This is a genomic window from Allobosea sp. P2_B12 (assembly GCF_056404835.1).
On sequence record NZ_JBFUDG010000008.1, the window covers coordinates 154334 to 167518 of the forward strand.

Sequence of the window (13185 nt, forward strand, 5' to 3'; positions counted from 1 at the left end):
CTGCGGTTCCACTCCTCCTTTGTGGCCTTGTTTTCGTAACGTTTTCAGAAGGCGTTCCCTGGCGGGCCATTCCAAGCCGTGGCTTGCACGCCATGGCCGACCCGGTAGTTTCGCGGTCCTCCAGGGTGCCGTCAGCACCCCAACGGGCGTTGCGCGATGACGATGGATGAAGCGACCTATTTCGCCCGGCTGCGGGAGTTGCAAAGCGCAGCATGGCCGGCCGGGGTTCCGCGCGAGCCCCGCTATCCGCTCGGCGAGATCGCGATCAGCGAGCATCTGCGCGAATGGGCCCGGCGCCAGCCGGACAAGCCGGCCTGCATCTTCTACGGCCGCGAGGTCAGCTATCGCGAACTCGACGATCTGAGCGAGCGTTTTGCGGCGTTGCTGCATGCGCATGGCGTGCGCTCCGGCGACCGCATTGCCGTGTTCCTGCCGAACTGCCCGCAATTCATGCTGGCGTTCTTCGGCATCCTGAAGCTCGGCTGCGTCCATGTGCCGGTGAATCCGCTCTTTCGCGAGGCCGAACTCGCCTATGAGTTCAACGATACCGGCGCGAGGATCGTCGTCTGCCTGGACAGCCTGATGCCGCTGCTGCGTCAGGTCCGGGACCAGACGTCCGTCGAGACCGTCTTCGTGACGAGCTTCGCCGAGATGCTGCCCGCCCTCCCGACCATGCCAGTGCCGCAAGCCCTGCTGCAGCCCAGGATCGCTTGCGAGGATGCGATCGACCTTTTGCCGGCGCTGGCGCAGGTGGCGACGCCCGCACCGGTGGTCACGATCGATCTCGATGCCGTCGCGGCGCTGAACTACACCGGCGGGACCACCGGTATGCCGAAGGGCTGCATCCATACCCAGCGCGACATGCTCTACACCGCCGGCACCAGCCTGGCGGCGAGCTTTGCGCTGACCCCCGACGACGTCGTGGTCAACTTCGTTCCGGTCTTCTGGATCGCCGGAGAGGATACGGGATTGCTGTTCCCGATGGTGGCGGGCGCGACCGTCGTGCTGATGGCGCGCTGGGATGCGATCGGTTTCATGACCGCGGTTGCGCGCTACAAGGCGAGCTTCGCCTATCTGCTCGTCGACAACACCGTCGAGCTCCTGGAGCACCCTGCCTCCGCCTCGTTCGACCTGACCTCGCTTCGAAAGGTCCGGGTCTCGTCCTTCGTGAAGAAGCTGAACCCGGATTTTCGCGCCCGCTGGCGCGCCTTGACCGGCGCCGACATGATCGAAGCCGCCTGGGGCATGACCGAAACCCACACGATGGACACCTTCACCATCGGCATGCAGCAGGATGATTTCGACCTTCTATCGCAGCCGGTCTTCGTCGGGCTACCCGTGCCCGGCACCGACTTCAAGATCTGCGATTTCGACAGCGGCACCCTGCTGCCACTGGGCGAGACCGGCGAAATCTGCGTGCGCACGCCCTCGCTGTTCAAGGGCTACTGGAACAGGCCTGACGCCAGCGCCGAGGCGATCCGCGGCGGCTTCCTGCATACCGGCGATATCGGCGTCATCGACGAGCAGGGCTATCTGCACTTCCTCGGCCGCCGCAAGGAGATGCTGAAGGTCAAGGGCATGAGCGTATTCCCGGCCGAGATCGAGGCGATGCTCGGTCAGCATCCCGGCATCGCGGGATCGGGTGTGATCGGTCGCGAGGATACCGAGCGCGGACAGGTCCCGGTCGCCTTCATCGCGCTGGGCGAAGACGCGTCGGGGCTGGACGCGGCGGCGCTTGCGGCCTGGTGCCGCGAGCGGATGGCGGCCTACAAGGTGCCGGAAATCCGGATCGTGCAGGCCTTGCCGATGACCGCGACCGGCAAGGTCAAGAAGGAAGAGCTGCGCGCGCTACTCTGACAGGTCCGGCTCTGTTCAAGGCCGTTCGCCGCGCGCGATGCGCTTGTCGATCTCGGTCAGCACCGGCGCGAGATCGGCGACGCCATCGATGACATAATGCGCGCCGGCCGCCTTGAGCTTGCCCGTCGCAACCTCTCGGCGGGCCGCGAAGTCTTCGGCCGAGAGCGCCAGCGTGTCGGGCAGCGAGAGGCCGAAGACGTTTCCGGTCACCGCCACGCCGACGGTCCAGGCGCCGCCATTGATGCCCTCGCCGATGCCGACCTCGGTGTCGTCGACCTTCACCGCGCGCCAGGCCGGATAGACCTGCAGTTCGGTCAGGACGCGCCACATCAGGAATGGTGTCGGCCGGCCATCGGGTGCATCGCCGGTGCAGGCCATCGCATCGGCGACGAAGCCCTGCTCCTGCGCGCGAGGTGTGACCTGCGCCATGATCTCGCGGGTATAGCCGGTGGTGCTGCCGATGCGTACGCCGTCCGCGCGCAAGCGGGCGGCGGCCTCGGCGGCGCCCGGGATCAGATCCGAGAAGGCCGCCGCGACGGCGAGGTTCTTGGGCACGAAGACGTCATAGACCGCATCGATGTCGGCGTCGGTGGGCGCATTGCCCCGCGCGCGCTGCCATTCGGAGGCGATGCGCGGCATGGCGAAGAGCGCCGCGACATGGGGGCGCTTGGCCATGCCCATCGGGATGCGGGCCTCGTCGATCGTGACGGTGACGCCGAACTCCCCGAAGGCCTCGACGAAGGCCCCCATCGGCGCCAGCGAGCCATGATCAACGACGGTTCCGGCCCAGTCGAACACGACGGCCCTGATCTGGCTCAGCGACATTGTCTCAATCCACATGTTGGCGAAACGACCGCCTGCGATAGCGGCAGGCGGTGACGATCCGGCGACGAAACCGGTCCGCCCGTCCGGCACCAGCTCAGATGCATGGAGCACGCCACTCTCGTCAGTCCTGGAGTATCCCTGACTTCATCGAGAGCTTGAAGTCGCGGGAGTGCAAATGTCCGGGCGGCCCGTTCCGGTCCGCAAGGTGCTGTTGCGTCATATCGCGATCACCCACTAGGTTGAGCTGTTCTGAAGACGGGCCGGCGGCGACGAACCGCAGCGTCACGGGCCCGACCACACGGCGCGGACAAGACCGAAACAGGGAGCCGACCATGACATTCTTCAGATCGACGCTGGCCGCGATGGCTTCGCTTGTCGCGCTCTTGACGCTGGCAGCACCAGCCTCGTCGCAGCAGCGCAATCTTGGGCCGCCGACCGGCTCGGTCCGGATTCAGCAGCTCCAGGTCGCCTTCATCGGCTCCGGCGCAATCGGCGGCGGAACCCTGAAATTCGGCGGCCGCAGCTATGGCATCACCGTCGGCGGACTGGGCGTCGGCGGCATCGGCGCCTCGCGCCTGACGGCGACCGGAACTGTCTACGGCCTGACGCAGGTTGAGGATTTCACCGGAGCCTATGTCCAGCTCCGCGAAGGCTGGGCGCTCGGCGACCAGGGCCGGGGACGGCTGTGGCTGCGCAACACCAAGGGCGTCACCATTCGCCTGGCCACGCGACGCCAGGGCCTGCAATTCTCGCTGGGTGCGGACGGCGTCCTGATCGGCTTCAAATAAGGCCTGCGGCCCGCGTCCCGGTGCCCAACGAGGTTCGGGGCATCGGCGCGCAGGCTGGCGCGATCACCGCGACCAGCAATGCCGGTTGCGAACCTCGCCGCGCAGTGCAATGCCCGTCGAGCGTTTTCCGGGGCTAGCAGCATTCGATGCCGATCGCGCATTTCGACACCGTCATCCTGGGCGCCGGCGCTGCTGGAATGATGTGCGCGATCCATGCCGCATCGCGCGGCGGGCGTGTTCTCATCGTCGATCACGCGAAAGCGCCCGGAGAGAAAATCCGCATTTCCGGCGGAGGCCGCTGCAACTTCACCAATATCGGAACGAGCGCGCGGAATTTTCTGTCGAACAATCCGCATTTCGCGAAATCCGCGCTGGGCCGATACACGCCACATGATTTCGTGGCCTTGGTCGAAAAACACGGCATCGCCTATCACGAGAAAACGCTCGGACAGCTCTTCTGCGATGAATCCGCCAAGGACATCATCGCGATGCTGTTGGACGAGATGGCGCGCGTGGCCTGCGAACTGCGCCTCAACACCACGCTGGATAGCATCGCAACGATCGATGACGGCTTCGCGGTCAAGCTCGGTGGTGAGGGGGCTGCCACGATTCGCTGCCGGCACTTCGTCGTTGCATCCGGCGGAAAATCCATCCCGAAAATGGGAGCGTCCAGCCTCGGCTACCAGATCGCCGGCCAGTTCGGGTTGGCGGTGACGGAGACGCGCCCAGCGCTCGTGCCGCTGACGTTCGGGGAAGACCTGCTGGCCGGGTTTCGCGAGATGGCCGGCGTCGCGGCCGATGCGCGCGTCTCCTGCGGCAAGGCCACATTCGAGGAGGCGCTGCTGTTCACGCATCGCGGGCTTTCCGGCCCCGCAATGCTGCAGATCTCGTCCTATTGGCGCGAAAAAGCATCGGTCAGGATCGCGTTTCTGCCGAAGCAGGATGTGTTCGCCGCGTTGCGCGCGTCCAGACAGGAAAACGGCCGCAGGAGCATCGCCAATACGCTTGGCGATCTCCTGCCGAAGCGATTGGCAGCCTATCTTGCCGACGCCCATGGCTGGGCGGGACCGATCGGCGACGCCAGCGACAAGAGACTCGCGGCGATCGCGGCGATCATTCAGGGCTGGGACGTGATGCCGATCGGATCGGAAGGATACCGCACCGCGGAGGTGACGCTGGGCGGCGTCGACACATCCGGCCTGAACTCGCGGACGATGGCAGCAACGGCGGTCGACGGCCTGTACTTCATCGGTGAAGTCGTCGACGTCACCGGCTGGCTCGGCGGCTACAACTTCCAATGGGCGTGGTCGTCGGGCTGGGCGGCGGGCACGGCCATCGCCGAACGCAGCGGCTGAGCGGCGAGCGACCGCAGCGGCCAGGCTCAAAGTCTCGCGCTGGTTGGAAGGTTGGAGCGGGCGATCGGGATCGAACCGACGACATTCAGCTTGGGAAGCTGACGTTCTACCACTGAACTACGCCCGCATGCGTCCGTCGCGACGTAGGAGGCTGCGCCGGAGCAGGCCGTTCATAGCGGCTCGCGTGTCTGGTGTCATCCGGGAATCGCCGGGTGGCAGGCGATGCGCGCGCAGCTGCCCGGAAGCTCAGCTCCTAAAGTGCTTCGAGAGCTTGAGGTCTTGCCCTTGGTAATTTGATGTTCCGATCGCACCATATAGCGCATCCGGTTTCGCGGACATTCGCTCGAAAGCCAGCCGACCGACGACCTGCCCATCCTCAAGCAGGAAGGGGACTTCGTGGCTGCGGACTTCGAGGACACCGCGACTCCCCGGCATACCTCCAGTGCCGACACCGAACCCAGGGTCGAAGAAGCCCGCATAGTGTACTCGAAACTCACCCATAGTTGGATCAATTGGAGCCATTTCAGCAGCATGCGTCGCAGGAATGTGCAATTTTTCTTTCGAAGCGAGAATATAAAACTGATGCGGGTCGAGTATTAGACGCTTGTTATTATTTGATTTGACTGGAATCCAGAAATCATCCACCGCATAAGCGTTGACATTGTCAACGTCAACAACATCCGTGAATCTTTGAGCTTGATATCCGACTGTATCTCCAATGTACGATCCAGCCAAATTGATTCTAAAAATCAGCCCATTCCTGATAGTCGGGTCACCATCAACTAAGGGTGTTTTCTTGTGCAATTCTCTCAGTTCTTTGTCGCTAATCTGAGAGATTGATCCCTCTTCTTGACTGGAGGCTCTGCGGCGAAACCGGAGCTGGTTCAACCGGCTGCCCTTGCGCACGCGGATCGAGAAACTGGACGGCGAGATTTCGGCGTAGAGCCTGCCCGTATAGCCGCCCGGCACAGTATCGAAGACCTCGGCCCTGTCAGCGATCAGGCGCGTGAAAACGTCGAGACGCCCCGTCGAGCTCTTTGGATTGGCGAAGGCGGAGATCGTTTCCGGCAGACCTTCGAGCGTCTCGATCAGCTCGACCACATAGACGCAGTTCTTCTCCAGGATGGCGCCGTCGCCCTCCAGCGAGATGGTGTCCTGCGTCAGGTCGGCGAGCGCCTGCTCGACGCTCTTGTTCGGGCCCGGCAGGAAGCTGGCGCGAACGCGATAGGCCTTATGGCCGAGGCGCAGGTCGATGCTGGCCGGCTGGAACTGGCTTTCGACGAACTCGCCCGAATGGGAGCGGATCATCCGGCGCTGGACGAGTTTGCGGATGTCCTGGCGCGGCAGCACGCCGGACTGCCCGCTGAGGCTCGACGAGTGCGGCCCCTTCTCGATATCCGCCAGCATGTCAGGAACGGCCATTGATCGGTTGCCCATCTGTGGCGACGACAAACATTCTCTTTGATCGCGCGTCGCGTCGCAGGCGAGTCCCCTAACACGACTTGTCCACGCGATTCGAGCCTGCCGGGCGGGTTGACCGGCCGGCTCCGACGCCGCAAACACGGAGGGATGATGGCGGTCGCGGCCGGACCGCCGGCTCGGGAGCCGTGGCGATGTATCAAGCGGAGACGCATGGCGTGCGCGTGATCGCCGTGCCGAGCTTCATGGAGGGCGAATCCTCGCATGCGCAGGGTCGCTATTTCTGGGCCTATACCATCGAGATCCTCAATCTCTCGGCGCAGACCGTGCAGCTCATGAGCCGGCACTGGTTCATCACGGATGGGCGCGGCGAGGTCCACGAGGTGCGCGGCGACGGCGTCGTCGGTCAGCAGCCGGTGCTGCGCCCGGGCGAGAGCTACAGCTACACCTCGGGCTGCCCGCTGATGACGCCCGACGGCTCGATGCGCGGCTTCTATGCCATGCTGGGCGAGGACGGCACGATCTTTGATGTCGAAGTGCCGCTGTTCCCGCTCGATTCCCCTTATGTGAAAAAGGTCCTGCATTGACTGCTTCCTCGCCGACGGGTGAGCGCCTCGCGCCGCTCGACATGCTCGCCAAGCTCGTCGCCTTCGACACGGTGAGCCACAAATCCAACCTGCCGCTGATCGCCTTCGTCGAGGACTATCTGGCGGGCTGGGGCGTGTCCTCGATCCGCATCCCCAACGCCACCGGCGACAAGGCGGCACTGTTTGCCACGATCGGCCCGCAGGACCAGGGCGGCGTGCTGCTGTCTGGCCATACCGATGTCGTGCCGGTCGAGGGCCAAGCCTGGAGCCGCGATCCGTTCACGCTGCATGTCGAGGACGGCAAGGCCTATGGTCGCGGCGCCGTCGACATGAAGGGCTTCATCGCGCTGGCGCTGGCTTTGGTGCCGGATTTCCTGGCGGCCGATCTCAAGACGCCGATCCACCTGTTCTTCTCCTATGACGAGGAGGTCACCTGCCTCGGCGTCGTCGATGGCATCGCCCGCATGGGCAAGGATCTGCCGAAGCCGCGCGCCGTGATCGTCGGCGAGCCGACCTCGCTCGAACTGGCCGATGCGCATAAGGGCATCCGCACCTTCTTCACGACGATCACCGGCGTTCCCGCGCATTCCTCCAAGCCGCATCTCGGGGCGAGCGCCGTGCATGGCGGCATCCGGCTTTCGGCCGGGCTGGTCGGCTTCGCCGATGAGCGCGAGGCGAACCCGGACCAGAGCGGCCGCTTCGATCCGCCCTACGACACCGTCCATGTCGGCAAGTTCCATGGCGGTATCGCCCGCAACATCCTGGCCGATCGCTGCGATCTCTCCTGGGAGGTCCGCACCCTGCCGGGCTCGGACCCCGAGGACGTGCCGGCGCGTTTCGCGGCGTTATCGCAGGAGGTGCTGGCCCGGATGCGCAAGACTGCGCCTTCAGCCACAATCGAGACGGTGATGAGCTCCGACGTGCCGGGCCTTGCACCCGATCCGGGCTCCGAAGCCGAGACGCTGGTGATGCGGCTCGCGGGCCGAAACCGCACCATCGCGGTCGCCTATGCGACGGAAGCCGGACATTTCCAGGGGGCGGGGCTGCCGACGATCGTTTGCGGGCCGGGCTCGATCGACCAGGCGCACCAGCCCGACGAATACATCACACTGGAGCAGTTCGCCGCCGGCGAGGCCTTCATGCGCAAGCTGATGGTAGAGTGCCGCGTCTGAAAACCGTTCGGGCGGTCCCGTCTCACGGGGCCGCCGCTTCCGCCTCGATCAGCCGGACCAGTTCGTCGAGAGCCGACAGGCAGGGAATGCGCCGGTAGCGCGGCTGCCCGGTCGGCTCCTCGGCGTGCTCCAGCGCCCAGGTCAGCTCGTGCGGGATGTGGACGGCCCAGGCGCCGGCCTCCAGCGCCGGCAGGATGTCCGATTTCAGCGAGTTGCCGACCATCATCGCGCGTTCCGGCCCGTCGCCATGGCGGGCAAAGACGCGGCGATACATCTCGGGCGTCTTGTCGCTGACGATCTCGACGCCGTGGAACAGGTCGCCGAGGCCTGACTGCGCCAGCTTGCGCTCCTGATCGAAGAGATCGCCCTTGGTGATGACGACGAGCCGATAGTCGCCGGCAAGCTGCGCAAGCGTCTCGCGCGCATGCGGCAAGGTCTCGACCGGGTGGGCGACCATCTCGCGGCCGGCCGTCAGGATCTCGCCGATCACCGAGGCCTTGACCTCACCCTTGGTGATCTCGATCGCGGTCTCGATCATCGAGAGCACGAAGCCCTTGATGCCGAAGCCGTAGAAGGCGAGGTTGCGGCGCTCGGCATCCAGCAAACGGCCGGAAATCTCCGCCGCTTCGCCATGGGCACCCAGCAGGGCGACGAAACGCTCCTCCGTCAGACGGAAGAACTGTTCGTTCTGCCAGAGCGTGTCGTCGGCATCGAAGCCGATGGTGGTGAGATTGCGCGTCATCAGACCCTCGGATGTCGGGCCGGACCCCGGTCACGCGCCGGTCGACGGCCCATCCTCGACCTCGGTCGCTTCAAACACATAGCGCCGCGAGCAGAACTCGCAGGTGACGCCGAGCGTGCCGTCATCGGCGACCATCGCCTTGCGGTCCTCGCCTGAGAAGCCACGCAGCATGCCGAGCACGCGCTCGCGCGAGCAGCGGCAGGCTTCGTGAACCAGGGTCGGCTCGAAGACGCGCGCGCCGCGCTCGTGGAACAGGCGGTAGAGCAGCCGCTCGCTTTCCAGCAGCGGGTCGAGCAGTTCGTGATCTTCGACCGTCTCGACCAGCGAGCGCGCTTCCGCCCAGGCATCGTCGCTGATCCCGTCAGGATCGTCGTTGCTCAGGATCTGATGGCCTTCGGGCGCGTCGCCGGGATGGATGTCGGCGGCGCGCAGCCGGTCGACCGAATGCGGCATGAACTGGACCAGAAGCCCACCGGCGCGCCAGTGCCGGCTGTCGCCGGGACCGACGATCGAACCGACGCTGAGCCGGATGCGGCTCGGGATCTGCTCGGACTGGCGGAAATACTGGTGCGCCGCCTCTTCGAGGCTCTGGCGGGTCAGAGCCACCACGCCCTGATAGCGCGTCGTCGCCGAGCCCTGATCGACGGTCATGGCGAGATGGCCCTCGCCGAGCAGATCGCCGGTGCTCAAAGTCCCGGCAGCGACCGCTTCCGCCAGTTTCGCCTCGTCGATATGCGCGACGGCGCGAAAATTATCGGGCGCGTTGAAGTCGACGACCATCATCGAGATCGCCCCGTCGCTCTTGGTCTGGAGCTGGAAGCGGCCCTCGAATTTCAGCGCGGTTCCGAGCAGCACGGTCAGCGCCGCCGCCTCGCCGAGCACGCGCGAGACGAGCTCGGGATAGTTGTGCCGGGCCAGGATGGTGTCGATCGACGAGCCCAGCCGCACGACCCGGCCGCGAACGTCGAGATCGGGCACCGTGAAGGGCACGACGCGGTCGTCGAGCGCGGCGAGTCCTTCAAGCGCGGCATGCCCTGCGCCGGTGTCGGTATCGGCCATCAGGCGGCGACCCCGCCGAAGCACCAGGCCAAAATGCCCTTCTGCGCGTGCAGGCGGTTCTCGGCCTCGTCGAACACGGCCGATTGCGGCCCGTCCATGACGGCGTCGGTGACCTCCTCGCCACGGCTCGCGGGCAGGCAGTGCATGAAGATCGCGTCCTTCTCGGCGCGGCCGAGCAGGCGCTCATCGACCTGATAGGGCCGCAGCAGGTTGTGGCGCGTGCCTTCCTCGTCGCCCATCGAGACCCAGCAATCGGTGATGACGCAATCGGCGCCTTCGACCGCAGCTTCGGGCCGGGTGGTCAAGGAGAGCTTCGCGCCCTGCTTCCTGGCCCAGTCGAGCAAGGCAGCCGGGGGCGCCAGTTCCTCGGGCGTCGCGATGGCCAATTCGAAATCGAGCCGGCCGGCGGCGTGCACCCAGGAGGTCAGGACGTTGTTGGTGTCGCCGGTCCAGGCGATGCGCTTGCCCTGGATCGAGCCCTTGCGCTCCTCGAAGGTCATGACGTCGGCCATGACCTGGCACGGATGCTGGCGCTTGGTCAGGCCGTTGATCACCGGCACGGTGGCGTATTTCGCCATCTCGACCACGGCATCATGGTCGAGCATGCGGATCATGATCGCATCGACGTAGCGCGAGAGCACGCGGGCGGTGTCGGCGATCGTCTCGCGCTCGCCGAGCTCGATCTCGCGGCCGGTGACCATCATCGGCGAACCGCCAAGTTCGCGGATGCCGACATCGAAGGAGACGCGCGTGCGCAGCGAGGGCTGCTCGAAAACCATGGCGACGACCTTGCCTTCGAGCAGGCGGTCGGCGGTCGCGCCGGGGGTGCGGCGGCGCGACTTGATCTCCTCGCCGGCGCGCAGGATGGCGCGCAGCTCGGTGGCGGAGAAATCGGAGAGATCGAGGAAATGGCGCGTCACGGGCGCGTCCTTCGTATCACGGGAATGAAAGGGCGTTATTCGGCGGCTGGCCGCTTCAGCGTGGCCTCGATGGCGCCGGCGGCGCGGTCGAGCCGCGAGACGGCATCGGCCACCTCGGCGTCGCCGATGATCAGCGGCGGCAGCAGGCGCACGACATTGTCGCCGGCAGCCACGATGAGCAGGCCGGCAGCGCGGGCCTCGGCGACGAAATCGGTGTTCAGCGTGTGCAGCTTGAGGCCGAGCATCAGCCCCTCGCCGCGAATCTCGGCGATCACCTCGGGATGCTTGTCCTTGAGCTCGGCCAGCGACTGCTTCAGCCGCAGCGAGGTCTGCGCGACATGGTCGATGAAGCCCGGCGCCAGGATGACGTCCAGCACCGCATTGCCGACCGCCATGGCGAGCGGGTTGCCGCCGAAGGTCGTGCCATGCGTGCCGAGCGTCATGCCCGAAGCCGCTTCTTCGGTGGCGAGGCAGACGCCCATCGGGAAGCCGCCGCCGATCCCCTTGGCGACCGACATGATGTCAGGCGTCACGCCCGAGAGCTCATAGGCGAAGAACTTGCCGGTGCGGCCGACGCCGGTCTGGATCTCGTCGAAGATCAGCATCAGGCCGTGCTCGTCGCAGAGATCGCGCAGCAGCCGCAGGAAGCGCGGCGGGGCCAGGCGCAAGCCTCCCTCGCCCTGGATCGGCTCGACCATCAGGGCTGCCGTCTCGGGGCCGATCGCCGCCTTCAGCGCCGCCTCGTCGTCGAAGGGCACCTGGTCGAAGCCGTCGACCTTGGGGCCGAAGCCGTCGATGTATTTCTGCTGGCCGCCGGCGGCGATGGTCGCCAGCGTCCGGCCGTGGAAGGCGCCCTCGAAGGTGATGATGCGGAAGCGCTCTGGGTGGCCCTTCGCCGCATGGTATTTACGCGCCATCTTGATGGCGGCCTCATTGGCCTCGGCGCCGGAATTGGTGAAGAAGGCGCGCTCCGCGAAGGTCGCCTCGCAAAGCCGGCGCGCCAGGCGCTCGCCCTCGGGCATCGTGTAGAGGTTCGAGGTGTGCCAGATCTTGCCGGCCTGCGCGGTCAGCGCCTCGACCAGATGCGGATGGGCGTGGCCCAGCGAATTGACGGCGATGCCGGCGCCGAAATCGAGATAGCGGGTGCCGTCAGCCGTGATCGCCCAGGGGCCTTCGCCGCGCTCGAAAGCCACGGGGGCGCGGGCATAGGTCGGCAGGAGGACGGACGGGGCAGCGGAAACAGGGGCAGAGGTCTTGGAGGCGGAGGCCATGGGATTGAGATCCTCGCGACGGGCGGTGAGTTACGGATTGGCGCTGGACTGAAAACGGTGGTCCGGGAAGGCCGATGGCAGGCTCTTAGCTGCACAGCCGATCGCGACCCGGCGACGACGTTATCGTCGCAGCCAGCTTCCGACGTCTCGTCGCACCGTCATCCGCATCGTGGAAGACCCTGATCCGTAAAACATAAGCGCCGCCCAAGAGGGCGGCGGCAGAACGGAACGACTATGCTAAAGGCCGCCGCCTCTGTCAATTCCGGGCTGCGGCGCCTGCAATTCGGTGTCGCGGCGCGGTCGTTCTGTGCCCGCCCCCCTGCCGCAGGGGCAGTGTTGCGGAAAAGATTCGCTTGACGGGCGATCGACGAATCGCCTGGGGAAAAACCGATTTCCGATTCGCCGACTCTTGTCGCCGAGTCCGGGCATCTTGTATGGTCGGCCTTGTCAGATACGACATCTCGTGCGGCGACCCCTGTACCGTCAGTTTCGGCTGTAACGGCTTCCGTTTAACGACGGACGCCGCCGGTATCGGATTCCGCCATGATCCGCCCACAGGTCGACTCCATAGGAGGCGGCCGGAGAAGACAGGTGAGCCCGATGAACGAAGCCGGAGCATGGACGGAAGAGCGCGTCGAGCTTTTGAAGAAGCTCTGGAGCGACGGCCTGAGCGCCAGCCAGATCGCAGCCGAACTCGGCAGCGTGACGCGCAATGCGGTGATCGGAAAGGTCCACCGGCTCGGCCTGTCGGGCCGTGCCAAGAACCCGGCCGCCGCCAGCGCGCCCCGCGCAGCCACGCCGCGCAAGACGCCGACGCGCTCGCCGAGCCATCCGATGAACGGCGGGCAAAGTGGGATGACGCGCGGCGCCAATGCGCTCGCCCCGCAATACGCAGCCGAGGCGGAAGCCGAGGCCGAGCATAAACCCGCGCCGTCGGAAGAGGTGGTCGTGCCGTTCTCCGAGCGCGTCACCATCATGGAATTGCGCGAATTCATGTGCCGCTGGCCGATGGGCGACCCGACGACCCCGGAATTCCGCTTCTGCGGCGGCCGCTCGCAGACTGGCATGCCCTATTGCAGCTACCACGCCCGCATCGCCTACCAGCCCGCCGCCGACCGCCGGCGCGACCGCGGCCGGGTGGCGCGCGCCTGACGCATTGAAGGATCATGGAATCGAAAAAGCCGGCCTTC

At 65.9% G+C, this 13185-nt stretch carries 12 protein-coding genes and 1 tRNA gene; 6 read left to right on the forward strand and 7 right to left on the reverse strand.

Annotated elements, in window-relative coordinates:
- The first annotated feature begins 156 nt into the window (after nt 1–156).
- Nucleotides 157–1857 carry an AMP-binding protein gene (locus AC1DYU_RS19290; protein ID WP_476793031.1) on the forward strand — a complete coding sequence of 567 codons (1701 nt, stop codon included), beginning with the start codon at nt 157–159 and terminating at the stop codon, nt 1855–1857.
- A 15-nt stretch (nt 1858–1872) separates the two neighbouring features.
- Here the strand turns inward: AC1DYU_RS19290 and phnX are convergent, their stop codons facing one another.
- Nucleotides 1873–2682, reverse strand: coding sequence for a phosphonoacetaldehyde hydrolase (phnX, locus tag AC1DYU_RS19295; protein ID WP_476793032.1), 810 nt, complete (start codon nt 2680–2682; stop codon nt 1873–1875).
- 332 nt (nt 2683–3014) lie between these two features.
- Between phnX and AC1DYU_RS19300 the strand changes: the two genes are divergently transcribed.
- Entirely contained in the window at nt 3015–3470 is a 456-nt protein-coding gene (locus tag AC1DYU_RS19300; protein ID WP_476793033.1) for a hypothetical protein, read from the forward strand.
- Between the two features lie 146 nt (nt 3471–3616).
- Complete coding sequence (locus AC1DYU_RS19305; protein WP_476793034.1) at nt 3617–4825, forward strand: BaiN/RdsA family NAD(P)/FAD-dependent oxidoreductase; 1209 nt, start codon at nt 3617–3619, stop codon at nt 4823–4825.
- Nucleotides 4826–4877: 52 nt separating this feature from the next.
- On the opposite strand, the gene AC1DYU_RS19310 is transcribed toward AC1DYU_RS19305, so the two are convergent.
- Together AC1DYU_RS19310 and AC1DYU_RS19315 are read right to left on the reverse strand one after the other, a co-directional pair.
- Nucleotides 4878–4952 (reverse strand) — tRNA-Gly (locus AC1DYU_RS19310).
- A gap of 119 nt (nt 4953–5071) precedes the next feature.
- The gene (locus AC1DYU_RS19315; protein WP_476793073.1) at nt 5072–6232 is read right to left on the reverse strand and encodes a 2'-deoxycytidine 5'-triphosphate deaminase; all 1161 of its coding nucleotides are present in this window, start codon (nt 6230–6232) and stop codon (nt 5072–5074) included.
- Between the two features lie 206 nt (nt 6233–6438).
- Between AC1DYU_RS19315 and apaG the strand changes: the two genes are divergently transcribed.
- Nucleotides 6439–6831, forward strand: coding sequence for a Co2+/Mg2+ efflux protein ApaG (gene apaG / locus AC1DYU_RS19320; RefSeq protein ID WP_158485880.1), 393 nt, complete (start codon nt 6439–6441; stop codon nt 6829–6831).
- On the forward strand, nt 6828–8003 hold the full coding sequence (gene argE, locus AC1DYU_RS19325) for an acetylornithine deacetylase (RefSeq protein WP_476793035.1): 1176 nt from the start codon (nt 6828–6830) through the stop codon (nt 8001–8003). The genes apaG and argE overlap by 4 nt, the downstream gene beginning before the upstream one ends.
- Nucleotides 8004–8025: 22 nt before the next feature.
- Here the strand turns inward: argE and AC1DYU_RS19330 are convergent, their stop codons facing one another.
- From AC1DYU_RS19330 to AC1DYU_RS19345, 4 genes are read right to left on the reverse strand one after another with little or no spacing between them, the layout of a single operon-like run.
- Nucleotides 8026–8745: an HAD family hydrolase gene (locus tag AC1DYU_RS19330; RefSeq protein WP_476793036.1), complete on the reverse strand. Its 720-nt coding sequence runs from the start codon at nt 8743–8745 to the stop codon at nt 8026–8028.
- A gap of 30 nt (nt 8746–8775) precedes the next feature.
- Nucleotides 8776–9804 carry an Hsp33 family molecular chaperone gene (locus AC1DYU_RS19335; RefSeq protein WP_476793037.1) on the reverse strand — a complete coding sequence of 343 codons (1029 nt, stop codon included), beginning with the start codon at nt 9802–9804 and terminating at the stop codon, nt 8776–8778.
- Nucleotides 9804–10724 carry an ornithine carbamoyltransferase gene (argF, locus tag AC1DYU_RS19340; protein ID WP_476793038.1) on the reverse strand — a complete coding sequence of 307 codons (921 nt, stop codon included), beginning with the start codon at nt 10722–10724 and terminating at the stop codon, nt 9804–9806. The genes AC1DYU_RS19335 and argF overlap by 1 nt, the downstream gene beginning before the upstream one ends.
- A gap of 35 nt (nt 10725–10759) precedes the next feature.
- The gene (locus tag AC1DYU_RS19345; RefSeq protein WP_158485884.1) at nt 10760–11995 is read right to left on the reverse strand and encodes an aspartate aminotransferase family protein; all 1236 of its coding nucleotides are present in this window, start codon (nt 11993–11995) and stop codon (nt 10760–10762) included.
- A 600-nt stretch (nt 11996–12595) separates the two neighbouring features.
- Between AC1DYU_RS19345 and AC1DYU_RS19350 the strand changes: the two genes are divergently transcribed.
- Nucleotides 12596–13147, forward strand: coding sequence for a GcrA family cell cycle regulator (locus AC1DYU_RS19350; protein ID WP_476793074.1), 552 nt, complete (start codon nt 12596–12598; stop codon nt 13145–13147).
- Nucleotides 13148–13185: the final 38 nt, after the last annotated feature.

Coding starts and splice junctions, on each gene's coding strand:
- phnX (WP_476793032.1), bottom strand. CDS start 2,682: ATGTCGCTGAGCCAGATCAGGGCCGTCGTGTTCGACTGGGCCGGAACC.
- AC1DYU_RS19305 (WP_476793034.1), top strand. CDS start 3,617: ATGCCGATCGCGCATTTCGACACCGTCATCCTGGGCGCCGGCGCTGCT.
- AC1DYU_RS19350 (WP_476793074.1), top strand. CDS start 12,596: ATGAACGAAGCCGGAGCATGGACGGAAGAGCGCGTCGAGCTTTTGAAG.
- AC1DYU_RS19335 (WP_476793037.1), bottom strand. CDS start 9,804: ATGGCCGATACCGACACCGGCGCAGGGCATGCCGCGCTTGAAGGACTC.
- AC1DYU_RS19345 (WP_158485884.1), bottom strand. CDS start 11,995: ATGGCCTCCGCCTCCAAGACCTCTGCCCCTGTTTCCGCTGCCCCGTCC.
- AC1DYU_RS19290 (WP_476793031.1), top strand. CDS start 157: ATGACGATGGATGAAGCGACCTATTTCGCCCGGCTGCGGGAGTTGCAA.
- AC1DYU_RS19330 (WP_476793036.1), bottom strand. CDS start 8,745: ATGACGCGCAATCTCACCACCATCGGCTTCGATGCCGACGACACGCTC.
- AC1DYU_RS19315 (WP_476793073.1), bottom strand. CDS start 6,232: ATGCTGGCGGATATCGAGAAGGGGCCGCACTCGTCGAGCCTCAGCGGG.
- AC1DYU_RS19300 (WP_476793033.1), top strand. CDS start 3,015: ATGACATTCTTCAGATCGACGCTGGCCGCGATGGCTTCGCTTGTCGCG.
- apaG (WP_158485880.1), top strand. CDS start 6,439: ATGTATCAAGCGGAGACGCATGGCGTGCGCGTGATCGCCGTGCCGAGC.